Below are 24,110 nucleotides of genomic sequence, written 5' to 3' on the forward strand. Positions count from 1 at the left end.
AATCCTTGTTTCTTAAGGTTTAAAGCTTCGTGATGCGGCTGTCCTAAGCGCTTGCTAGGGAGCCATTCCGGCGACTAGACACCATAAAACAATCAACCTAGTGCTAAGGGATTAAATTCGGGTGCAAATATTGAAACTCATATAACCCGTGCATGCCAACACATAACGACTTATTTTCTAGAAGCCACGAGCAAGAGACATTTATGAAGTTCACATTCATTACTGCGCTGGATTACTTGAGCATTCCTCAGAAAATTGAATGCAAGGTTGGATTTGACAACAGCCTCAGCCTAACCAATGACACGGAGAGAGTGTCTGCGCTTATTGAGGCTTATCATGCTAGCTGCATGGGAGAGCTAGAGCATAACCACTTACTATCTGGGCGCCCCGTAGTTTATGTCGAGAGAGATGTGCCTGGCCCGCATCATGTGTCTGACATGCTGGTCGATTTTCTTCGAGAGGTCCAGAGCCTCCTAGGTGAGCTGTGGTTGTGGAAAGATAATAGTATCAACTGTCAGCAAGCGTTCGCTTTGGCTAAGAATATGCCTTCGACATCTAGCAACTGCCTTCCTGTATTCAACTCATCTGCTACTGGAGAGGATATCAATACACGCATAACTGCGGACGAATTTGTTGGGGTGATAAAATCTCGGGTCGTGCAGATAGACAGCTTTAAGGAAAGCAATATTCCAAGGCAAACATCTATAAGGAAGTCAACGGGGCGATTGAATGTTGCCTTGTATCATTTGCAGAATGCTAGGAATAATAGGGATCTTGGGTTCAAAATTGCCAATTATTGTAGTTTCTTTGAGGCGCTTTTTAGCACTGACACTGCGGAGCTTTCTCATCAGCTATCACAAAGAATATCCTTTTTCTTGCATGACTGCCCTAATAAGCGTCTGGAAATGTACAGGATGACTAAGAAGGCTTATGCGGTCAGGTCAAAGACGGTTCATGGCGATATGCTGGACAGCTCAATCTCAAACCTGAGGGATATTTCTTTGCATTGCGACGATATTGCCCGGGGGTGCCTTATGAAGATATTCAAGAACCAGCATCTATTTGATATTTTTAACTCTCATTCAAAAGAGAAGGTTTCAAACTACTTGGTTGAGATGGTTTTTGGTGTTTCTTAATCATTATCATCTTGAGCCTCCACCTATGAGATATACGGGGCTACATGGCTGTCTTGCTCATAAGTGGGTTAAAAGCAGTAAGGTGCTGCGCTAGCAGTAGAGTGTTCAGGTTTTTTCGGCTCAAGGTGTCAGCTTCGGCCAGCAGACCGTAATAAATCTACCGGCCCCCACATATGTAGGGACTGCATCAACTTGAACACCGTGCCGGTACAACCTGATACCTTGAACCGATAAAGTGTGAACGGCCTGCTGGAGAAACTGATTGGTGCACAGTGGAGCACTGCGGCCTATTAATAGGCCGCAGCAGGAGTAGTTTTATTTTTTGCTGTGAGTATGAAAAGCGTAGAGCCTGGCTATTATGCTGTAGCCAAAATCAGCAAGTTCTTTCTCATCAAACACCAGGCTTTCAAATTGAGCTTTATCATAGTCTTTGAATGTATATAGAGCGTCTTGGCTCCAAGTTTTCCCACCCTGCTGATTAAGGTCGTCGAGGCAGACTCTCAATGTTCCAGGGTCTTCTTCTATTAGCCTCACAAGAACTGCTTTCTTGCTCATTTTGTTCCCCATGGTGGAAGTGGCGGGTTCACATCGCTGCCTCGCAAGCAGCGAGCATATCTAGCCATTGCTTGTCCTTCACATATTTTGTATGCAGAGGCCCCATCCCTTTTGCCAAGGGCAGCGCAGGTTGCTAGGTCTATTTCTAGCCTTTCTTCGCAGACTTTCTCTTTGTCTGGACACTCTTCGGCATCGTCGTCTGAGGTTGCCCATACCAGGCCACCAAGGGCAGCCCCTCCAACCCCATAGACAGCCCATTTGGGCCAGGCGAAATCTGAAGGCTCAGGTATTGCGGTGTCTGTAGCGACCCAAGTACCCCACGCCGCCAGCGCAGTCTCTCCTGCCAAGCCACTTCTATCGCTGTAGCCAAGCGGATTGCCCATGACGTAGGCATAGGTGTTCAGCCCGCCATTGAGCCCAATCGGATCACTCTCCACATAGCGCCCGGTCTGCGGGTCGTAATCGCGGAAGTAGTTGTAGTGCAGGCCACTTTCACTGTCGTAGTACTGCCCTGGGAAACGCAGGTTGATGGAGTTCAAACCGCTGCCGACGGCATTGGTTGCAACGCCGTAGCCGAATGCATCGGACTTCCAGCGCCAGACTTCCTGGCCGGCCTGGTTGGTAGCCAGGCGCGGGGTGTTGAGGTGGTCGCTGTGCAGGTAGAAGACGGTGCTGGAGCTGATGGCGCCGGCCGCGTCGAAGTTCAGGGTGATGCCGCCGAGCGGCATGCTGTCGAGCCACAGGTAGTACTGGCTGCTGAGCTTGAGGCCCTGGCTGCTGTAACGGTTCTCGCCGAGCAGCTGACCATCCGGGCCGTAGAGGAAGGTGGTGGTCGCGGTCTCGGTGATCTTGTGGGTGCGTTGGCCGAGGGCGTTGTAGCGGTACTCGGCAACCAGTGTGCTGCCCAGCGTAACTTTGCTTAGCCGGCCCTGGGCGTCGTACTCCAGGGCGCGGTTGGCGCGATCCTGGGTCAGGTTGCCTGCGGCATCGCTGGTCACTGGCTGGTTATCGACCTGGGTCAGGCGGTTGCTGGTGCTGGCATAGCTCTGGGTGGTGACGGTACTGGTCTGCGCCTGGCCATCGACGATGGGCGTGACGGTCTTGCTGGTGCGGTTGCCGACGGCGTCGTAGCTGTATTCCTGACGCTGGGTGGCGTGCTCTTCGGCAGTCAGTCGGTCGAGCTTGTCGTAGCTGTAGGCCAGGTCGCCGAACAGGTTGCTCTGCAGGCTCTGGATATTGCTGTTGGCATCATAGCCATAGCTGGCCTGCCACACGCCGACGTTCTGCTGGCTCAGGCGGTAGTCCTGGTCATAGCTGCGCGCCAGGCTGATGCCGTTGGCCCAGGTCAGGGTCTTGAGCGGGCCGAAGGGCAGGTAGCTGATGTTGTAGGCCAGGGCCGCAGGGGGCTGGGAGCCCATGACGATGTCGACTTCGCCGACCTGGCCGGCAGCGTTGCGCTGGTATTGCACGGTGAAACCGGCGGGGTAGGCGATGCTGCTCAGCTGGTTACTGTTGTCGTAGCCGTACTCCAGGCTGTCGTAGGTGTCATTGTTCACCACCACTACCGAGCGGATCTGCTCGACCAGGTTGCCGCGCTCATCGTAGCGATAGCCCAGTACGCCGCTGGCATCCTGCACGGCGGTCAGACGGCCGATGCCCTTGTTGCCTTCGGCGGTCATGTCGTAGTGGTACTGCACGTTGAGCGCCGGAGTGGCCGGGTACTGGCGACCGGTCAGGCGGTTCAGGGCATCGTAGCTGTAGGTGGTGACCACGCCACGGGCGTCGGTCTTGCTCAGCACGTTGCCGGCCGCGTCGTGGGTGTAGGTGGTGGTGCCGCTGTCCGGGCTGAGCAGTTGGGTCAGGTTGCCCAGGCCATCGTAGTGGTACTGGGTGGTAACGCCGCGCGGGTCTTGCACCTGGGTCAGGTTGTCCTGGGCGTCATAGCCGAGCGCTGTAACGCCATTGAGCGGATCGGTGCTCGACACCAGACGGTTCAGCGCGTCGTAGCTGCTGACGGTGCTGTCCTGCTTGGGCGTGGTGCTGCGCGTGGGATTGTTGTTGAGGTCGTAGCCATACTGGCTGGCCTGGCCGGCGGCGCCGACACTGCGCAGCAGGCGGCCCAGCTCGTCATACACCCAGCTCTGCTGCTGGGTGAGGTTGCTGGAGGCATCCTTCAAGCGCTGGGCGGTGCGGTTGCCCATGGTGTCGTAGTCGTACTCGACCGCTTCACCCAGGTTGTTGGTGATCCGGGTCAGGCGACGAGCGCCGTTCCAGGTGTACTCCAGCCAGCTGCCATCGCCACGGGTGACCTTGGTGATCTGGCCGATGGCATCGTGTTCGAAACTGGTGGTGCTGCCAGCAGTGCTTACCGACGTCAGCCAACCCTGCGGGGCATAGGTCAGGCTGGTGACTACGCCGTTGGGGTCGATCACCGTTTGCGGGTTGCCGAACACATCGAAGTTGGACAGCTGGGTGATGTGCCCCAGGGCATTGGTGACCTGGGTCAGGTGGCCCTGGGCATCGTAGGCGTAGGTGGTGACATCGGCGACGTCGGTGCGCGGGCCGTCGGCGGTTTCCACCAGGCCCAGGCTGTTGTAGGTGTAACTCCAGCTGCGTTCGGCGGCCTGGGCTGCGGGCAGCCCCAGGGCAGAGGCCAAGGCCAGAGCAAGCAGGCTTGCTCGGTGCAAGGTCTTCATCGGTCAGTTCCTTCTGTCATTAAAGTGAGTTAACAGTGCGGCTCAGTTGCCGTCCCTGGGTGTCGTACTGGTAATGGGTCACCTTGCCTGGCTCGGTTACCGTCTGTGGCAAGAACAGCGTCGGGTGCCATTCGGTGGTGATGGTGCGAGCCTGGGGCGTGCCGGAGGCCTCGGTACGGGATATCTCCAGGCCGCGGCTGTTGTAGGTGTAGGTGGTCAAGTAACCCTTGTTGTCGGTCTTGGTCTTGAGCAAGCCGTTGCTGTCGTAGGTGAAGCTGGAGTTGCTGTTGGGGCAGTTCGGCGAAGGCTCGCCCTGGATCGAGGTGATGCGGCGCACACCCTTGATGTACTGGAAGCTGTACTTCGCCACCTTGCCCAGTTCGTTGGTCACCGACACCGTGCCGTCGCTGTTGTAGGTCACACTGACATGTTCGGCGCCATCCGCGTGCTCACTGGAAGTGGCGCGTCCCTGATCGTCATACGCCCAGGTCGCATAGCGCACGCCGCGCTCATCAGTGATGCCGGTGAGCAGGTCAGGTTTGCCCGCGACTTCATAGTGGAACTGGCGCTGGGTAGTTTGCCCGCCAGCGACACGAGTTAACGAGGTCAGGCGTTTGCTGGCGTTGTAGGTGTAGGTGATCTGCACGCCGGGCGCGGTTAGGGTCAGCGGCTGATGATCGGCATCTTCGGTAAAAGACAGGCTGTTGCCAAGGTTGTCGGTGACCGTGACCTGGCTGCCAGAGTAGGTGAACTGCTGCACTGCGCCGTGGGCATCGCTCCATTGGGTGAGCTTGCCGGCGGTATTGAAAGTGAAACGCTCATTGGCCGTCGAAATGTATTGCCAGCCTGTCGTACCGGTTTTGCTCAGCACGCCAAGATCGGCAGAGGTTGGGGTGACCGTCGTGCCGCTGACGGTGAAAAACGACTCGCGGCCGTGGGCCATTACCACCGACACATACTGAGTGCCGGCAAAACGCAGGTAAGTCGAAAAGTTGTGACGCCACAGGCCATCGAGGCTGTTGTAGCTGCGTGCAAAATTCAGCACTGAATTTCCGCTGGCTGAATAATCGGCTTCAGTTTGGAATTTGTTGCCGATAGCGAAGTTAATCGGGTTGCCCGCAATAGATATGTTCTCTGTTGGTGGCGCTCCAGCACTGCATGACTGTTGTGGTGGGCCTTTCTGTTCATCAGGACTACAAGCCCCTGTTACCAGATTCGGGTTAACATCATTTGTACAGGTGTCGCCAGAGCGCCAGAGAACATTCAAAGAGTCAAAAACGACCGGATTGGTGTAGTCACTGGGAACCCATGATCTAATTGATGATGCCCCGCAGCTGTAAAAATAACCAGCAATCTGTCCGTATTTATTTTTGTTTGTGGAGTAGCCATATTTCCCTGTTCTGTTTATATATTTTACTGACGTGTTACCTTTTATGGAGTCGGTTTCTCTTTTGTCTAGTATTTCATTGCAGCCAATCCAGGGGTCGGCATAGGGTTTAGTTGTAATGTCTTCCTTCCAAGTGATTGGTGAGCCAGCACGTGCCGGTGAGGTCGCTAATAGAAGGCTGAGAGATGCATAAATTTTCCAATTTAATTTTGGTGTGTTTGAAAATATTTTATTGACTAGTGGTGTGAAGTGGGGCGCGAGTTTTATTTTTAGCATCTTGCTACGAGGGCTCCATGATTATCGTTCTTCTACAGTTCGGCTGAGTTGCCGTCCTTGGTTATCGTATTGGTAACGGATGATACGGTTGGGCTCGGTTACCGTCTGTGGCAAGAACAGCGTAGGGTGCCATTCGGTGGTGATAGTGCGAGCCTGGGGCGTGCCGGAGGCTTCGGTGCGGGATATCTCCAAGCCTCGGCTGTTATAGGTGTAGGTAGTTAGGTAGCCCTTGTTATCGGTCTTGGTCTTGAGCAGGCCGTTGCTGTCGTAGGTGAAGCTGGAGTTGCTGTTGGGGCAGTTCGGCGAAGGCTCGCCCTGGATCGAGGTGATGCGGCGCACGCCTTTGATGTACTGGAAGCTGTACTTCGCCACCTTGCCCAGCTCGTTGGTTACCGACACCGTGCCGTCACTGTTGTAGGCAACCCCCACATGCTCGGCGCCATCCGCATGCTCGCTGGAGGTGGCACGCCCCTGATCGTCATACGTCCAGGTCGCATAACGCACGCCGCGCTCGTCGGTGATGTCGGTGAGCCAGGAGTTGTTGCGGCTGTCTTCGTAGTGAAACTGGCGCTGGGTGGTTTGGCCGCCAGCTGTGCGAGTCACTGAGGTGAGGCGCTTATTGGTGTTGTAGCCATAGGTGATCTGTACACCCGGAGCACTTAGGCTCAGCGGCTGGTGACTGCTGTCTTCGGTGAAGGACAGGCTGTTGCCGATATTGTCGGTAACCGTGACCTGGCTGCCGGAGTAGGTGAGTTGCTGCACGGCACCGTGGGCATCGCTCCACTGGCTCAGCTTACCGGCGGAATCGAAGGTGAAGCGCTCGTTAGCCGTTGAGGTGTACAGCCAGCCGGTGCCGCTCTTGCTGAGTACACCCAAGTCGGCGGACGTGGGAGTGACTGTCGTGCCGCTAACAGTGAAGAAAGATTCGCGGCCGTTGTGCATGACTACCGATACGTACTGAGTACCGGCAAAACGGAGGTAGGTCGAGAAGCTGTGGCGCCAAATGCCATCGAGGCTGTTGTAGCTGCGAGTGAAGCTCAGTGATGAGTTATCGCTGCCTGAATAGTCGGTATCAGTCTGGAACTTATTGCCAATAGCAAAATTTATAGGGTTTCCGGCAGCTGTGCTAGGGCAAGTTTGTGGTGTTCCTTTTTGTTCATCTTTACTGCAAATTCCAGCTGTGGGGTTGTTTTGCAAGTCGTTTAAGCACTCATTCCCTCTTCTTCCTAAGCTATAAGTCAAGCTTTCGTATATGCTTCCGCTGGCTCGTTTTGTCGTGTACTTGCAGTCTGCAATTTGGGGGGGTCTAATTTTTGTTATTTGGGCTTGCGTCACAAGGCCATTAGTTGGTTTTCTAAAATCTGCATAAGCTGTGCATGCACTTTCCGGTGTAAGAAATTTTGCTGGGGCGGGGTCGGATGGTGAAGACCAAGTCCAGTAATACTCTTCAGCTGAGGAAGTAGGGGATGTTACGGTCACCGCCAGAAATAGAAAAATTGCGATTTTCTTGTCAGATAACAATGTGAGTGTCGGTGCATTTATGATGGAGGTCATAGGGTTTTAAGTCGCTTGGAATTGGTTTGTAGCCTTGAAACCACTCTACATTCTATTTTTTATAGAGCTTCTCAGCTGTTGTCCTTTGTTGTCATATTGGAAGGTGGTAGTTATTTCCGGTTCGGTCACGGTCAACGGTAGAAACAGAGTCGGGTGCCATTCAGTGGTGATGGTGCGGGCCTGTGGCGTGCCGGAAGCCTCGGTGCGGGAGATCTCCAGGCCACGGCTGTTGTAGCTGTACGTGGTGAGATAGCCCTTGTTGTCGGTCTTGGCCTTCAGCAGGCCATTGGTGTCGTAGGTGAAGCTGGAGTTGCTGTTGGGGCAGTTCGGCGAAGGCTCGCCCTGGATCGCGGTGATGCGGCGCACGCCCTTGATGTACTGGAAGCTGTACTTCGCCACCTTGCCCAACTCGTTGGTTACCGACACCGTGCCGTCACTGTTGTAGGCAACGCCCACATGCTCGGCGCCATCCGCGTGTTCGCTTGAGGTAGCACGCCCCTGATCGTCATATGTCCAGGTCGCATAGCGCACACCACGCTCGTCGGTGATGCCGGTGAGCCAGGAGTTGTTGCGGCTGTCTTTGTAATGGAACTGGCGCTGGGTGGTTTGCCCGCCAGCAACGCGAGTTACTGAGGTCAGGCGTTTGTTGGTGTTGTAGTCATAGGTGATCTGTACACCCGGAGCCGTCAGGCTCAGTGGCTGGTGATTGCTGTCTTCGGTGAAGGACAGGCTGTTGCCGAGGTTGTCGGTAACCGTGACCTGGCTGCCGGAGTAGGTGAGCTGCTGCACGGCACCGTGGGCATCGCTCCACTGGATCAGCTTGCCGGCAGAGTCGAAGGTGAAGCGCTCGTTAGCCGTTGAGGTGTACAGCCAGCCGGTACCGCTCTTGCTGAGTACGCCAAGGTCGGAGGAAGTTGGGGTGACGGTCGTGCCGCTAACAGTGAAAAAAGACTCGCGGCCGTGGTGCATGACCACGGACACATATTGAGTTCCAGCGAAGCGCAGATAGGTTGAGAAGCTGTGGCGCCACAGGCCATCGAGGCTGTTGTAGCTACGAGAGAAATTCAACGAGAGGTTATTGGAAAGTTTGTAATCGCTATCTGTCTGAAATTTATTGCCGATGGCAAAGTTAATAGGATTTCCAATAAAAGAAATATTGCTAGCCGGATAACTGCCTATGCTGCATGAGTGTGTAGGAGGGCCTTTCTGTTCATTGTTGTCGCATCCGCCAGTGGTCGGGTTATATTCGCTTAGTATGAGGCATGAGGTTCCCTTGCGCTGTAGGCCTGCGTAACTTTTGTAGAGTCTGTCATTTCCGGTGGATTGGAACCAGCAGCCATAGTCCGTGCCAGTTGAACCTACTATTCCTGTTTTGCTAAATGATACTAGTTTAGGGTAGTCTCTTAGTGCGGCTTCGCCGGCTTCTCGGCAGCCGTCGATAAAATTTTGGTATGAATTTCCCTGTATGGCTTTTGAGTAAGAAAGCGTGCTGCTGACCGTCCAGTAGTATTCGCTTGCAACTGATTTTGTGGTGGCGACTATTGCTGTTAGCAATACAAGTAAGTTAAGCGCTCTTTCCATAAAACCTTCCTTGGTTGACCAGGGGGCAATGCACGATTTTCGCTGTGCTTTTCGAAGCCATGTCAGCGGTCTTGTATGAGATGGCTGAGCTGCCGTCCCTGGGTGTCGTACTGGTAACGGGTCACCTTGCCTGTCTCGGTTACCGTCTGTGGCAAGAACAGCGTCGGGTGCCATTCGGTGGTGATGATGCGGGCCTGTGGTGTGCCGGAGGCCTCGGTGCGCGAGATTTCTAGGCCACGAGCGTTATAGGTGTAGGTGGTCAGGTGGCCCTTGTTGTCGGTCTTGGTCTTGAGCAAGCCATTGGTGTCGTAGGTGAAGCTGGAGTTGCTGTTGGGGCAGTTCGGTGAAGGCTCGCCCTGGATCGCGGTGATACGACGCACGCCCTTGATGTACTGGAAGCTGTACTTCGCCACCTTACCCAGCTCGTTGGTTACCGACACTGTGCCGTCGCTGTTGTAGGTCACACCTACATGCTCGGCGCCATTCGCGTGCTCGCTGGAAGTGGCACGCCCCTGATCGTCATATGTCCAGGTTGCATAGCGCACACCGCGCTCGTCGGTGATGCCGGTGAGCCAGGAGTTATTGCGGCTGTCTTCGTAATGGAACTGGCGCTGAGTGGTTTGCCCGCCAGCGGTGCGGGTTATCGAGGTCAGGCGCTTATTGGTGTTATAGCCATAGGTGATCTGTACACCAGGAGCACTTAGGCTCAGCGGCTGGTGACTGTTGTCTTCGGTGAAGGACAGGTTATTACCGAGATTGTCGGTAACCGTGACTTGGTTGCCCGAGTAGGTGAATTGCTGCACTGCTCCATGGGCATCGCTCCATTGGATCAGCTTGCCAGCAGAGTCGAAGGTGAAGCGCTCGTTAGCCGTTGAGGTGTACAGCCAACCGGTGCCGCTCTTGCTAAGTACGCCAAGATCGGAGGAAGTTGGGGTGACTGTCGTGCCGCTAACAGTAAAAAAAGACTCGCGGCCGTTGTGCATGACTACCGATACGTACTGAGTACCGGCAAAACGGAGGTAGGACGAGAAGCTGTGGCGCCAAATGCCATCGAGGCTGTTATAGCTGCGTGTGAAACCTAGTGATGAGCTGCTGCTAGCTTGGTAGTCGGACTCTGACTGGAATTTGTTGCCAATAGAAAAATTTATGGGGTTGCCAACAAACGAAATATTGGTAGTCGGGAGTTTTTCTACGTTGCAGGATTGTGGTGGGCCTTTTTGCTCGTCATTGCCGCATTGGCCCGTAAAGCGGTTGTAGTTTGTTGTTGTTTGGCACGTGTCACCCTTTCGTGTTGCGGTTATGTGAAATAAGTAACCATCACTTGGGCGGAATATATGGCAGTAAAAGGATGTGTCTGCGCGATACTCTGTGCTTATTAGGTGTCTTCCTGGGAAGTGCGTTACTGCGGCCTCGCAAGCTACTTGCGCAGAAATAAATTTACTATTTATGTCTACGACGGAGTACCAGTAATAAGGCTCTCCCCAGCCGAAGTTGCTATATGCTAATAAGCTTAGGGTGAGTGTGGAGTTGAGGAAGTTTATATTTATTCTTGACTTCATGTGTGTCATCCGTGATTAATGAGAGTCTGCAGGTTGTTCTGTCGTTTGGTTTTGTCTGCTTTCTGCGAGTCGTTGGGGCGGTTGCAGCCACAGTCAAGTAATTTCTCTGTCATTTATATATTAAGTGCAGCGTGCTAGCGCCGGTGAAGCTATTGTGCCAGTCGTGAGTTGGCTGCCGAAGTTGGTGTGTATCAAATATTTAATATCGGCGGTAGGCAGGAGTGGCTCGAAGCGTAATATTTTGGGGCGGAGAGCGTTTCATATAAGGTGCAAGTCCATCTGCAGTGATAGTCGCTGAGTCGTGTCACGTTAAAACAACTTGGTACTCTCTCGCCAGAGTGTCTCCTGCACAGGGGGCAGCCAGAGGGCATCGCTCCGGCGCAGGTGAGGGGCGTAGCACTTACCCCGGCAGGCACACCCCGGTGCCGCCCAGGCCGCAGTAGCCGCCGGGGTTCTTGGCCAGGTACTGCTGGTGGTAGGCCTCGGCGTAGTAGAAGGGCGGCGCCATGCCCAGTTCGGTGGTGATGGGGCCGAAGCCGGCCTTGTCCAGCTGGCCCTGGAACAGCGCCTGGCTGACTTCGGCGGCCTGCAGCTGGGCGTCGTCGCTGCAGTAGATGGCCGAGCGGTACTGGGTGCCGATGTCATTGCCCTGGCGCATGCCCAGGGTCGGGTTGTGCGCTTCCCAGAACACCTTGAGCAGGGCCTCGTAGTTGGTCTGCTGCGGGTCGAACACCACCAGCACCACTTCGGTATGCCCGGTCAGGCCGGAGCAGACTTCCTCGTAGGTCGGGTTGGGCGTATGGCCGCCGGCGTAGCCTACCGCGGTTGTCCATACCCCTGGCTGCTGCCAGAAGCGCCGCTCGACGCCCCAGAAACAGCCCATGGCGAATACCGCCTGCTGCAGGCCGGCGGGGAAGGGTGGCTTGAGTGGATTGCCATTGACGTAATGGCTGGCGGGCACCGGCATGGCTTCGCTGCGCCCGGGCAGGGCCTGTTCGGCGCTGGGCAGTTCGAGTTTGTGGGCGAGAATTTGCGAGCGCAGAACCATGATCCGTTCCTCGGGAATAGTGAGCGTGGGCCTAGCTTACTCCGCTGGTGCGGTGAGTGAAGCTGACAGGTAGACCAGGATTGGTCTCGGGGATTACAGCGCCAGCTTGCCGCCGGTCGGGATAGGGGTAACTCAGTTGCCGGGTGTGCGGCAGGGGTAGCGGCGCAGGCCTTCGATCAGCTGGCTGCCGGGAATTGGCCGGTCGAACAGGTAGCCCTGGCCTACATCGCAGCGCTGCTTGCGCAGGAACAGCAGCTGGGCGGCGGTCTCGATGCCTTCGGCGACCACCTTGAGCTTGAGGTTGTGGGCCATGGCGATCACCGCCGAGGTGATCTCCATGTCGTCCTGGTTCTCGGGGATGTCCTTGATGAAGCTGCGGTCGATCTTGATCACGTCGATCGGGAACTTCTTCAGGTAGCTCAGCGACGAGTAGCCGGTACCGAAGTCGTCCATCGCCAGGGTCAGGCCCAGGGCCTTGAGCCGTGCCACCTGCTGGCGAGTGTCGTCGCTGCCCTCGAGCAGCAGGCTTTCGGTGAGTTCCAGCTCCAGCAGGTGCGGGGCGATCTGTTCCTCGTCGAGGATGCTGGCGATCGAGCCGACCAGATCCGGGTCGGTGAACTGCTTGGCCGACAGGTTGATCGCCACCTGCACTTCGCCCATGCCCAGCGCCGCCAGCTCCTGGCTGGCGCGGCAGGCCTGACGCACCACCCACTTGCCGATGGGAATGATCAGGCCGGTTTCTTCGGCCACGCTGATGAACTGATCCGGGCTGATCATGCCCTTGTCCGGGTGGTGCCAGCGCAACAGGGCTTCGAGGCCGGTGAGCTGGCCGGTCTTCAGGCACAGCTTGGGCTGGTAGTAGACCTCCAGCTCGTTCTGGGTCAGGGCGCGGCGCAGGTTGTTCTCGACGAACAGCTTGTAGTGGGCCTCGGCGTTGAGCGCTTCGGTGAATACCTGCACCTGGTTCTTGCCGTTGGCCTTGGCCTTGTGCAGGGCCAGGCCGGCGTGCTTCATCAGGGTGTGCGGGTCGGCGCCGTGCTCCGGGGCGCAGGCCAGGCCGACCGAGCCGGTGACGCTGATCAGCTGGTTGTCGACGAACAGCGGCTTGTCCAGGGTCTGCAGCAACTGCTGGGCCTGTTCCAGGCCGCGGCTTTCGCTGGCGCCGTCGAGCAGCACGGCGAATTCGTTGCTGGCGAAGCGGGCCAGGCAGGTATTGCGGCTGAGGCTGTTGCGCAGGCGTCGGGCCAGGCTCATCAGCAGCTTGTCGCCGGTCTGGTGGCCGAGGCTGTCGTTGATCCGCTTGAAGTTGTCGATGTCCACCAGCAGCAGGCTGAAGCCTTTGCCGTTGCTGCGGGCGAAGCGCTCTTCGAGGCTGCGGATGAAGTACGGGCGGTTGCCCAGGCCGGTGAGGTTGTCGTTGTAGGCCAGGCGCTCGATGCGCTGCTGGGCCAGCTTGCTCTGGGTGATGTCTTCGTAGATGCCGATGTAGTGGGTCAGCTCGCCATGATCGTTGTGCACCTTGGAGATCGACAGCTGGCCCCAGTAGGGCTCGAAGTTCTTGCGCCGGCTGCGGAATTCGCCCTGCCAGCTGTTGCGCTCGTTGAGCCCGGACTTGGCGTCGAACAGCAGGTCGCTGAGGTTTTCCATCGCCGGCAGCTGGCCGAGGCGGCGGCCGCAGACTTCCTCGGCGCTGTATTGGGTGATCGAGGTGAAGCTCGGGTTGACGTATTCCACCCGGCCGTCGCGGTCGATCAGCAGGAAGGCGTTGGCGCTCTGCTCGACGGCACGCTGGAACAGGTGCAGGGCGCTGGTGGCATCACGCCGTTGCTGGTTGCTGATGACCTGGGCGTACTGGTCGGCCAGCTCGCCGGCGAAGGCGATCTCGTCGGTCTGCCACACGCGTTGGGCGCCGACATGCTCCAGGCAGAGCACGGCGACCACTTCGCCGCCGACGCGGATGCTGGCGTCGAGCAGGGCGCTGATGCCCTGCGGCTTGAGGTAGCCCTTGGTCAGCTCGCGGGTGCGCGGATCCTTGTGCGCGTCGTGGGCGTCGATCGCCCGGCCGCCATGCAGGGCTTCCAGGTAACGCGGGAACTGGCAGGCGTCGATCGGTGCCGGCAGCTCGTGGCGGTCGATGTCGCGGCGGTACAGGGCCACCGGCAGCAGGCGCTCGTCGTCCAGCCGCCAGATGCTGGCGCGGGCCACGTCGTAGGTTTCGCAGGCGGCCTGGGTGATCAGCTCGGCGGCTTCCTTGAGCGGGTCGCTGGCGCTGTAGCGGTGGCGCGCCAGGCGCACGATCAGGCTCTGCTGGGCGCGCGAGCGGATCAGGTGCTGCAGGTGCTCTTCCTGGGCGCGCTGGTACAGCTCCAGGGAGGTCTGCAGCTTGTTGTTCTGTGCTTCCAGCTCCTGCTGGCGCTGGCTGGCCGGGTCGTTCTCGAGGTCGGCGACCACCATCAGGTAGCCGCGCAGCAGGTCGCGCCCGTGCAGCTGGTAGGGTTCGCCGACTTCCAGCAACAGCAGCGTGCCGCGCGGCGAGTGCAGGCGGTAACGCACGCTGTAGTGGGGGGCGAGGGCGAGCTGGGCGAGCACTTCGTCGTGCAGCTTGTAGCGCGCCTCCGGTTCCATCAGGCTGGCGAAGGGCGAGTCGATCAGGGCGCAGAGGTCGCTGGCGGCCACGCCGAGCTGGCGCTCGCAGGCGGGGTCGAGGTAGAGCAGGGCCCAGCTGGGTTCGCTCAAACGCTCGAAGCGCAGCATCCCGAGCCGCGAGGGCACTGGCAACTGCGTCACAACCTCGGCCGCCGTACGGCTGGCGGCATCGGGATGGCTTTTCATCGAGCGGTGGGCTTCCAGTATGCTGCTGGGGCGGGCGGGTAACCGCCCATAACATCAATCAAAGTTCGGCAAGGGTGCATCATGCGGCTGGGACTGACAAGAAGACTGAGTGGGTTGTTGCTGGTGGCTGCTCTGGGAGGTGCCGCGCCGGTGCCGGCCGTGGCGGCAGAGGCCCAACTCAGCGGAGAGGAGCAGGCCCGTTATCTGGCCGAGCTCAAGCGCCTGTATCTGACCAAGGACGAGCGCAAGGCACTGCTGGCGCACAGCAACGCGCTGCTCGACACCTACGCCCTGACCGCCGCCTACCAGGTCGGCCAGGCTCAGCGCAGCGATCTGCGCTACCAGCTCAGCGTGGTCGCCCCGGGCGAGCTGCTGGTGCGCGAGGAGTCGCGGGCGCAGCAGGGCAATACGCTGGCGGTGCGCAATCACAAGCTGTCGGTGTTCGGTCTGGATCCCTACATCCGTTACGACTGCCCGCCCAGCGGCATCGTCTGCACCCTGCAGAACCCGGCCGACGGCAGCCCGTGGATCACCGTGCTGCGCGACCATCAGGGCGCGGCGGATCTGGCCAAGGCCATCAGTTTTCTGATTCGTAATCTGCAGAAGAGCTGAGTTCGTCGCGCGGTTGTGCCGTGGCCGGCTCGTCCGGCCGCGCTGGCGGCGGTTGCTGACGCAGGCGGCCGGGCTGGCTGGCTGCGGCGCGCTGGGCGGTTTCATGGGCTTCGGCTTCGCTGTGGCAGACGATGAAATACTGGTTGAGGTAGACCCGCCAGGTCGGCGGACTGCCGGCTATCGCCACAATTCGGATTTCCATTGCCGTTTCTCCTGCCGGCTTAGCGCGGGGCTGGCGACACCCTAGCAGGCGTCGGGCTCCGGGTTGTGTCTGCTTGGTATCGGGATGGCACTTTGCCTTTACTGGGTCGATACGATAGACCAGTGGCGAAAAAAAGCCCCGCCAGAGGCGGGGCTGAGGGGAGAGGCGTCGAGCCTCCAAAGCACAGCATGGTCGGTTACAGCAGCAGGGTGCGGATATCTTCCAGCACGTCGCCCAGGCGCTTGGTGAAGCGTGCGGCAGCGGCACCGTTGATCACCCGGTGGTCGTAGGACAGCGACAGCGGCAGCATCAGCCGCGGCTGGAAGGCCTTACCGTCCCACACCGGTTGCATGGTCGCCTTGCTCACCCCGAGGATCGCCACTTCCGGCGCGTTGACGATCGGCGTGAAGCCGGTGCCGCCAATGTGGCCGAGGCTGGAGATGGTGAAGCAGGCACCCTGCATGGCGTCCGCCGAGAGTTTCTTGGTGCGCGCCTTCTCCGCCAGTTCGGCGGCTTCGCCGGCCAGCTGCAGCAGGCTCTTCTGGTCGACGTCGCGGATCACCGGCACCAGCAGGCCATCCGGGGTGTCCACGGCGAAGCCGATGTGCACGTACTTCTTGCGGATCAGCGCCTTGCCGCTCGGCGCCAGCGAACTGTTGAAGTCCGGCAGCTCCTTGAGCAGGTGGGCGCAGGCCTTGAGCAGCAGCGGCAGCACGGTGAGCTTGACCCCGGCCTTCTCCGCCACGGCCTTCTGCGCTACGCGGAAGGCTTCCAGCTCGGTGATGTCGGCGCTGTCGAACTGGGTCACATGCGGCACGTTGAGCCAGCTGCGGTGCAGGTTGGCGGCGCCGACCTGCATCAGGCGGGTCATCGCCACTTCTTCCACCGGGCCGAACTTGCTGAAGTCCACTTCCGGGATCGGCGGGATGCCCATGCCACCGGCGGCGCCGGCCGCCGGAGCGTTCTTGGCCTTCTGCAGCATGGCCTTGACGTAGTTCTGCACGTCTTCCTTGAGGATGCGGCCCTTCGGCCCGCTGCCGGGTACGGCGGCGAGATCAACACCAAACTCGCGGGCGGTCATGCGCACGGCGGGGCCGGCGTGCACCTTGCTGCCGTCGCGCACCGGCGCGGTCACGGCGGCTGCTGCCGCGGACAGGGTGGCGATGGCGCCAACCTCGGCGGCCACCGCCGGTGCGGCGCCCGGTGGTGTGCTGTGTACGGCGGCAGCGGCAGGGGCCGATGCAGCGGCCGGCGCAGGCGCCGCAGCGGGGGCAGCGCCTGCGACCTTGAGCTTGAGAATCAGGTCGCCGGTGCCGACTTCGGCGTCCAGCTTGACCAGCACTTCCTCCACCACGCCGGCAGCCGGCGAGGGGATTTCCATGCTGGCCTTGTCCGACTCCAGGGTGATCAGCGACTGATCGGCGGAGATCGAGTCACCGGCCTTGACCAGTACTTCGATGACCTTGACCTTGCTGCTGGTGCCGATGTCCGGCACGTGCACGTCCTGCACGCTGGCGGCGGCCGGAGCCGCTGCGGGAGCGGCAGCAGGTGCGGGGGCCGGCTCGGCAGCTTTCGGTGTTTCCACCGCTGCTGCGGCAGCCGGTGCCGGGGCGGCGGCGCCCTCGACCTCCAGCTCCAGCAGCTCGTCGCCGGTCTTCAGGGTGTCGCCCAGCTTGACCTTCAGGCTCTTGATCACCCCGGCCTTGGGCGCGGGGATTTCCATGCTGGCCTTGTCCGACTCCAGGGTCAGCAGGCTCTGCTCGGCTTCGATGCGATCGCCGACCTTGACCAGCAGCTCGATCACTTCACCTTCGCCGCTGCCGATGTCGGGCACGCGAATCAATTCACTCATCGCTCAGCTCCTCAGCAATCCAGCGGGTTGGCTTTGTCGGGGTTGAGCCCGAATTTGACGATGGCCTCGGCCACCACCTTGGCGTCGATCTCGCCGCGCTCGGCCAGGGCTTCCAGGGCGGTCAGCGCCACCCAGTAGCGATCCACCTCGAAGAAGTGGCGCAGTTTCTGCCGCGAGTCGCTGCGGCCGAAGCCGTCGGTGCCCAGCACCTTGTATTCCTTGCTCGGTACCCACTGGCGGATCTGCTCGGCGTACAGCTTCATGTAGTCGGTGCTGGCGATTACCGGGCCCTTGCGCCCGGACAGGCACTGCTCGACGTAGCTCTGCTGCGGCTTCTGCCCCGGATGCAGGCGGTTGCGGCGTTCCACGGCCAGGCCGTCGCGGCGCAGCTCGTTGAAGCTCGGCACGCTCCACACATCGGCGCCGATGTTGAACTCGTCGCGCAGGATCTTCGCCGCCTCGCGCACTTCGCGCAGGATGGTGCCCGAACCGAGCAGCTGCACGTGATGGGCGGCTTCCTTCTTGTCTTCCTCGAGCAGGTACATGCCCTTGATGATGCCTTCCTCGACCCCGGCCGGCATGGCGGGCTGGGCGTAGGCTTCGTTCATCACGGTGATGTAGTAGAAGACGTCCTGCTGCTGCTCGGTCATCTTGTGGATGCCGTCGCGGATGATCACCGCCAGCTCGTAGGCGTAGGTCGGGTCGAAGGTGCGGCAGTTGGGAATGGTCGCGGCGAGGATGTGGCTGTGGCCGTCCTCATGCTGCAGGCCTTCGCCGTTCAGTGTGGTGCGCCCGGCGGTGCCGCCGATCAGGAAGCCGCGGGCACGGCTGTCGCCGGCGGCCCAGGCCAGGTCGCCGATGCGCTGGAAGCCGAACATCGAATAGAAGATGTAGAACGGCAGCATCGGCTGGTTGTGCGTGGAGTACGAGGTGCCGGCGGCGATCCAGCTGGACATGGCGCCGGCCTCGTTGATGCCTTCCTCGAGGATCTGGCCCTTCTTGTCCTCGCGGTAGAACATCACCTGATCCTTGTCGACCGGCTCGTACAGCTGGCCGACCGAGGAGTAGATGCCGAGCTGGCGGAACATGCCTTCCATACCGAAGGTGCGCGCCTCGTCCGGCACGATGGGCACGATGCGCTGGCCCAGCTCCTTGTCCTTGACCAGCTGCGAGAGGATGCGCACGAAGGCCATGGTGGTGGAGATGTCGCGGTCACCGGTGCCGTCGAGGATGGCCTTGAGGGTTTCCAGCGGCGGGGTGGGGATGCTGAAGCTCTGCGCGCGGCGCTGCGGCACGAAGCCGCCGAGCTTGTCGCGGCGTTCCTGCAGGTAGCGCGCTTCGGCGCTGCCCGGCTCGGGTTTGACGAAGGGCAGGTTCTCCAGCTCGTCGTCCTTGACCGGGATGTCGAAGCGGTCGCGGAATTTCTTCAGGCTGTCGACATCGACCTTCTTGGTGTTGTGCGCGGTGTTCTTCGCTTCGCCCGCGCCGGTACCGTAGCCCTTGATGGTCTTGGCCAGCACCACGGTCGGCTGGCCCTGGTGGTTGACCGCCTGGTGGTAGGCTGCATACATCTTGTAGGGGTCGTGGCCGCCGCGGTTGAGGTTCCAGATTTCCTGGTCGGACAGATCCTTGACCATCTCCTTCAGCTCGGGGCTGTTGAAGAAGTGCTCGCGGACGAACGCGCCGTCCTTGGCCTTGTAGTTCTGGTAGTCGCCGTCGATCACCTCGTCCATGCGCCGTTGCAGGATGCCGTCGACGTCCTTGGCCAGCAGCGGATCCCAGAAGCGGCCCCAGACCACCTTGTTGACGTTCCACTCGGCGCCGCGGAACACGCCTTCGAGTTCCTGGATGATCTTGCCGTTGCCGCGCACCGGGCCGTCCAGGCGTTGCAGGTTGCAGTTGATCACGAAGATCAGGTTGTCCAGCTTTTCGCGGCCGGCCAGGGAGATCGCGCCGAGGGATTCCGGCTCGTCGCATTCGCCGTCACCCATGAAGCACCAGACCTTCTGCTTGCCGGCGGGGATGAAGCCGCGGCTTTCCAGGTACTTCATGAAGCGCGCCTGGTAGATCGCCTGGATCGGGCCGAGGCCCATCGACACGGTGGGGAACTGCCAGAAGTCCGGCATCAGCCAGGGGTGCGGGTAGGAGGACAGGCCGTTGCCGTCCACTTCCTGGCGGAAGTTGTTCATCTGCTCTTCGCTGATGCGCCCTTCCATGAAGGCGCGGGCGTAGACGCCGGGGGAGGCGTGGCCCTGGAAGAAGATCAGGTCGCCGCCGTGTTCCTCGGTCGGCGCCTGGAAGAAGTAGTTGAAGCCGATGTCGTACAGGGTTGCCGAGGAGGCGAAGCTGGAGATGTGGCCGCCCAGATCCGGGTCTTTCAGGTTGGTGCGCATCACCATGGCCAGCGCGTTCCAGCGCACCAGCGAGCGGATGCGCCGCTCCATGAACAGGTCGCCGGGCATGCGTGCCTCATGGCCGACCGGAATGGTGTTGCGGTAGGGCGTGGTGATCGCATAGGGCAGCTGGGTGCCGCTGCGGGTGGCCAGTTCACCCATGCGGGTCAATAGATAGTGGGCGCGCTTTTCGCCCTCCTGGTCGAGAACGGATTCCAGGGCGTCCAGCCACTCCTGGGTTTCGACGGGATCGAGGTCTTGCATGGCTTGCTCCAGGGCGGAAAGGCTTCCAGAATCGAAAGCCTGGGCTCGTGCACGCTTTTTGGGCGGGCAGCATGAAGTCGTTATTGGCCGGGGTTCGACCGGCTGTCTGTAGTTTTACTACAAAAAGACGACTGGCGCAGCGCCTGGGACACAATCTTTAGTAGTAAAACTACATTGCCTGAACGCTGGAACGCGTCTCCTGCCAGTGGCATGCGGCGCCTTTCCGCCCCCAAGGATAGACCATGAGCCTGCCGCCACTGGCCGCCCTGCCGACCGTTTTGCTTCCCCTTGCCGACCGCAGCGATGCCCTGCCGTTGCCCGCCGACTGGCCGGCCGCCCGCCGCGAAACCCTGCGCCGGGTGTGCGCCGCCAGTGACTTCGTCTTCGAGCAGGCGCAGCGCGATGCCGAGCTGCTGCCGAGCCTGGCCGGCAGCGGCGAACTGGAGCGCAGCTTCGCGGCCGGCGAGCTGCGCGACAGCCTGCTGGCGCTGCTGGCCGAGTGCCCGGACGAGGACGAGCTGGGTCGGCGCCTGCGCCGCTTCCGCAACCGCCAGCAGGTGCGCATCATCTGGCGCGACATCAGCCGCCAGGCCGACCTGGCGGAAACCTGTCGCGATCTTTCCGACCTGGCCGATGCCTGCATCGACCTGGCCTACCACTGGCTCTACCCGCGCCACTGCGAGCAGTTCGGCACGCCCATCGGCCGCCGCAGCGGCACGGCGCAGCACATGGTGATTCTCGGCATGGGCAAGCTCGGTGCCCACGAGCTGAACCTGTCGTCCGACATCGACCTGATCTTCGGCTACCCCGAAGGGGGCGAGACCGAGGGGGTCAAGCGTTCGCTGGACAACCAGGAGTTCTTCATCCGCCTCGGCCAGCGGCTGATCAAGGCGCTGGACCCGATCACTGCCGAAGGCTTCGTGTTCCGCGTCGACATGCGCCTGCGCCCCTATGGCTCGGCCGGTGCCCTGGTGCTCAGCTTCAATGCCCTGGAGCAGTACTACCAGGATCAGGGCCGCGACTGGGAACGCTACGCCATGATCAAGGCGCGCGTGGTCGGCGGCGACCAGGCCGCCGGCAAGCAGCTGCTGGAGATGCTGCGGCCGTTCGTCTACCGGCGTTACCTGGACTTTTCCGCCATCGAGGCGCTGCGCGCGATGAAGCTGCTGATCCAGCAGGAAGTGCGGCGCAAGGGCATGGCCGGCAACATCAAGCTGGGCTCCGGCGGCATCCGCGAGGTGGAGTTCATCGCCCAGGCCTTCCAGCTGATCCACGGCGGTCGCGACCTCAGCCTGCAGCAGCGGCCGCTGCTCAAGGTGCTGGCCACCCTCGAAGGTCAGGGCTACCTGCCGCCGCCGGTCATCGCCGAGATGAAGGAGGGCTACGAATTCCTGCGCTATGTCGAGCACGCCCTGCAGGCCATCGGTGACCGGCAGACGCAGATGCTTCCGGACAGCGAGCAGGATCGCGCGCGGGTCGCGCTGATCATGGGCTTCGACAACTGGGAGGCGTTCCACGAGCAGCTGATGGCTTGGCGCGGGCGCATCGAATGGCACTTCCGCCAGGTGATCGCCGACCCGGACGAGGAAGAGGGCGCCGAGGTCGAGCTGTGCGTCGGCAGCGAATGGCTGCCGCTGTGGGAAGAGGCGCTGGACGAGGAAATGGCCGGGCGCCAGCTGGCCGAGGCCGGCTTTGCCGAGCCGGCGGCCGCGCTCAAGCGGCTGATCGACCTGCGCGGTGGCTCGCAGGTGCGCACCATGCAGCGCCTCGGCCGCGAGCGCCTGGATGCCTTTATCCCGCGCCTGCTGACGCAGACCGTGGAACAGGCCAACCCGGACTTGGTGCTGGAGCGCGTGCTGCCGCTGGTGGAAGCGGTGGCGCGGCGCTCTGCCTACCTGGTGCTGCTCACCGAGAACCCGCTGGCGCTCAAGCGCCTGCTCACCCTGTGCGCGGCCAGCCCGTGGATCGCCGAGCAGATCAGCCGCTTCCCGCTGCTGCTTGACGAGCTGCTCAACGAAGGCCGCTTGTTCAGCCCGCCGCAGGCGCCGGAACTGGCCGCCGAGTTGCGCGAGCGACTCACCAGGATTCCCGAGGACGACCTGGAACAGCAGATGGAGGCCCTGCGTCACTTCAAGCTGGCCCATGGCCTGCGCGTGGCTGCTTCGGAGATCGCCGGCACTCTGCCGCTGATGAAGGTCTCCGATTACCTGACCTGGCTGGCCGAGGCGATTCTCGACCAGGTGCTGGCCCTGGCCTGGCGCCAGACCGTGGCCAAGCATGGCACGCCGCGCCGTGCCGACGGCGGCCTGTGCGCTCCGGACTTCATCATCGTCGGCTACGGCAAGGTCGGCGGCCTGGAGCTGGGCCATGGTTCCGATCTCGACCTGGTGTTTATCCACGACGGCGACTCCCAGGCCGAGACCGATGGCGCCAAGCCGATCGACGGCACCCAGTTCTTCGCCCGCCTGGGCCAGCGCATCATCCACCTGCTGACCACCCAGACCACTTCCGGGCAGCTCTACGAGGTGGATATGCGCCTGCGCCCGTCCGGTGCCGCCGGCCTGCTGGTCAGCTCTCTCGGCGCCTTTGAGCGTTACCAGGAGAGCGAGGCCTGGACCTGGGAACACCAGGCCCTGGTGCGCGCCCGCGTGCTGGTCGGCTGCCCGCGGGTCGGTGCTGCCTTCGAGCAGGTGCGCGCCGCCGTGCTCGGTCGTGAGCGTGATCTGGACAAGCTGCGCGCCGAGGTCAGCGAGATGCGCGCGAAGATGCGCGACAACCTTGGCAGCCCGGCCACCGCTGCCGGCACGGCGGCCAATGCCTTCGATCCGGCGACTTCCTTCGATCTGAAGCAGGACGCCGGAGGTATCGTCGATATTGAATTTATGGTGCAATACGCGGCCCTGGCGTGGTCGCGGCAGCACCCCGAACTGCACCGCTACACCGACAATATCCGCATCCTCGACGGTCTGCGCGATGTCGGGCTGATGCCCGCCGCCGACGTCGAGTTGCTGCAGGAGGCCTACAAGGCCTACCGCGCCGCTGCCCATCGGCAGGCGCTGCAGAAACAGCCGGGCAAGGTCGGTGGCGAACAGTTTGCCGCCGAGCGCCGCAGCGTGATGCGCCTGTGGCGCGAGCTGGGCTTGAACTGAGCAGTGCGCGGCAGTCGCCGCAACGAATTGATGACCGAGACGAACAGTGAGGAGCAGGCAACGATGTCGATGGCCGACCGTGATGGCGTGATCTGGTATGACGGCAAGCTGGTGGAATGGCGCAGCGCCACTACCCATGTGCTGACCCACACCCTGCACTACGGCATGGGCGTGTTCGAGGGCGTGCGTGCCTACAACACCCCACAGGGCACCGCCATCTTCCGCCTGCAGGCCCACACCGACCGCCTGTTCGACTCGGCCCACATCATGGGCATGAAGATCCCGTTCACCAAGGACGAGATCAACGAAGCCACCCGCGCCGCCGTGCGCGAGAACAACCTGGAAACCGCCTACATCCGTCCGATGGTGTTCTACGGATCGGAAGCCATGGGCCTGCGCGCCACCGGCCTGAAGACCCAGGTGATCGTCGGGGCCTGGCACTGGGGCGCCTACATGGGCGAAGAGGCGCTGCAGAAGGGCATCAAGGTGCGCACCAGCTCCTTCACCCGTCACCACGTCAACATCTCGATGACCCGCGCCAAGGCCAACGGCAACTACATCAACTCGATGCTGGCCCTGCAGGAAGCCATCTCCGGCGGTGCCGACGAGGCCATGCTGCTGGATCCGGAAGGCTACGTGGCCGAGGGTTCCGGCGAGAACATCTTCCTGGTCAAGAACGGCGTGGTGTACACCCCGGAAGTGACCTCCTGCCTGAACGGCATCACCCGCGACACCATCCTGACCCTGGCCGCCGAGCTGGGCATTCAGGTGGTCGAGAAGCGCATCACCCGCGACGAGGTGTACATCGCCGACGAGGCCTTCTTCACTGGCACCGCCGCCGAAGTCACGCCGATCCGCGAAGTGGACGGCCGTCAGATCGGCATCGGCAGCCGCGGCCCGGTTACCGAGAAGCTGCAGAAGGCCTACTTCGACCTAGTCACCGGCCAGACCGATGCCCACCCCGAGTGGCGCACCCTGGTCAAATAAGCTCCATTAGGTCATGACAGGGAGGCG

At 60.8% G+C, this 24,110-nt stretch carries 15 protein-coding genes; 4 read left to right on the forward strand and 11 right to left on the reverse strand.

What is annotated here, in order from left to right:
• Positions 1-203 precede the first annotated feature (203 nt).
• Positions 204-1,136: a HEPN domain-containing protein gene (locus tag A9179_RS02490; protein ID WP_187804285.1), complete on the forward strand. Its 933-nt coding sequence runs from the start codon at positions 204-206 to the stop codon at positions 1,134-1,136.
• A 315-nt stretch (positions 1,137-1,451) separates the two neighbouring features.
• Here the strand turns inward: A9179_RS02490 and A9179_RS02495 are convergent, their stop codons facing one another.
• The 8 genes from A9179_RS02495 to A9179_RS02530 all read right to left on the reverse strand — a co-directional run bounded on the left by A9179_RS02495 (position 1,452) and on the right by A9179_RS02530 (position 14,624).
• Entirely contained in the window at positions 1,452-1,691 is a 240-nt protein-coding gene (locus A9179_RS02495; RefSeq protein ID WP_187804286.1) for a hypothetical protein, read from the reverse strand.
• Positions 1,688-4,387 (reverse strand): RHS repeat protein, encoded by a 2,700-nt coding sequence (locus A9179_RS02500; RefSeq protein ID WP_187804287.1) that lies wholly within the window; start codon positions 4,385-4,387, stop codon positions 1,688-1,690. Before A9179_RS02500 ends, A9179_RS02495 begins: the two co-directional genes overlap by 4 nt.
• Before the next feature lie 19 nt (positions 4,388-4,406).
• Positions 4,407-6,050, reverse strand: a complete 1,644-nt coding sequence (locus A9179_RS02505; RefSeq protein WP_187804288.1) for a DUF6531 domain-containing protein — start codon at positions 6,048-6,050, stop codon at positions 4,407-4,409.
• Between the two features lie 21 nt (positions 6,051-6,071).
• Positions 6,072-7,247, reverse strand: a complete 1,176-nt coding sequence (locus A9179_RS02510) for a DUF6531 domain-containing protein (protein WP_262410510.1) — start codon at positions 7,245-7,247, stop codon at positions 6,072-6,074.
• 402 nt (positions 7,248-7,649) lie between these two features.
• On the reverse strand, positions 7,650-9,185 hold the full coding sequence (locus A9179_RS02515) for a DUF6531 domain-containing protein (RefSeq protein WP_187804290.1): 1,536 nt from the start codon (positions 9,183-9,185) through the stop codon (positions 7,650-7,652).
• 62 nt (positions 9,186-9,247) lie between these two features.
• Positions 9,248-10,753, reverse strand: coding sequence for a DUF6531 domain-containing protein (locus A9179_RS02520; protein ID WP_316851810.1), 1,506 nt, complete (start codon positions 10,751-10,753; stop codon positions 9,248-9,250).
• A gap of 391 nt (positions 10,754-11,144) precedes the next feature.
• Positions 11,145-11,792 carry a peptide-methionine (S)-S-oxide reductase MsrA gene (msrA, locus tag A9179_RS02525; protein WP_187804292.1) on the reverse strand — a complete coding sequence of 216 codons (648 nt, stop codon included), beginning with the start codon at positions 11,790-11,792 and terminating at the stop codon, positions 11,145-11,147.
• A 132-nt stretch (positions 11,793-11,924) separates the two neighbouring features.
• Complete coding sequence (locus A9179_RS02530) at positions 11,925-14,624, reverse strand: putative bifunctional diguanylate cyclase/phosphodiesterase (RefSeq protein ID WP_187804293.1); 2,700 nt, start codon at positions 14,622-14,624, stop codon at positions 11,925-11,927.
• An 81-nt stretch (positions 14,625-14,705) separates the two neighbouring features.
• Between A9179_RS02530 and A9179_RS02535 the strand changes: the two genes are divergently transcribed.
• Positions 14,706-15,236 carry a hypothetical protein gene (locus A9179_RS02535; protein WP_187804294.1) on the forward strand — a complete coding sequence of 177 codons (531 nt, stop codon included), beginning with the start codon at positions 14,706-14,708 and terminating at the stop codon, positions 15,234-15,236.
• Here the strand turns inward: A9179_RS02535 and A9179_RS02540 are convergent.
• From A9179_RS02540 to aceE, 3 genes are all read right to left on the reverse strand, one after another.
• Positions 15,202-15,438 carry a hypothetical protein gene (locus A9179_RS02540; protein ID WP_187804295.1) on the reverse strand — a complete coding sequence of 79 codons (237 nt, stop codon included), beginning with the start codon at positions 15,436-15,438 and terminating at the stop codon, positions 15,202-15,204. The two genes, A9179_RS02535 and A9179_RS02540, sit on opposite strands and share 35 nt — an antisense overlap.
• A 196-nt stretch (positions 15,439-15,634) precedes the next feature.
• Positions 15,635-17,290, reverse strand: coding sequence for a dihydrolipoyllysine-residue acetyltransferase (gene aceF, locus A9179_RS02545; protein WP_187804296.1), 1,656 nt, complete (start codon positions 17,288-17,290; stop codon positions 15,635-15,637).
• A gap of 11 nt (positions 17,291-17,301) precedes the next feature.
• On the reverse strand, positions 17,302-19,947 hold the full coding sequence (gene aceE / locus A9179_RS02550) for a pyruvate dehydrogenase (acetyl-transferring), homodimeric type (RefSeq protein WP_187804297.1): 2,646 nt from the start codon (positions 19,945-19,947) through the stop codon (positions 17,302-17,304).
• A gap of 242 nt (positions 19,948-20,189) precedes the next feature.
• Between aceE and glnE the strand changes: the two genes are divergently transcribed.
• Together glnE and A9179_RS02560 are read left to right on the forward strand one after the other, a co-directional pair.
• Entirely contained in the window at positions 20,190-23,096 is a 2,907-nt protein-coding gene (gene glnE / locus A9179_RS02555; protein ID WP_187804298.1) for a bifunctional [glutamate--ammonia ligase]-adenylyl-L-tyrosine phosphorylase/[glutamate--ammonia-ligase] adenylyltransferase, read from the forward strand.
• A gap of 63 nt (positions 23,097-23,159) precedes the next feature.
• Entirely contained in the window at positions 23,160-24,083 is a 924-nt protein-coding gene (locus tag A9179_RS02560) for a branched-chain amino acid transaminase (RefSeq protein ID WP_187808477.1), read from the forward strand.
• Positions 24,084-24,110 lie beyond the last annotated feature (27 nt).

The organism is Pseudomonas alcaligenes (assembly GCF_014490745.1).
GTDB lineage: Bacteria > Pseudomonadota > Gammaproteobacteria > Pseudomonadales > Pseudomonadaceae > Aquipseudomonas > Aquipseudomonas alcaligenes_C.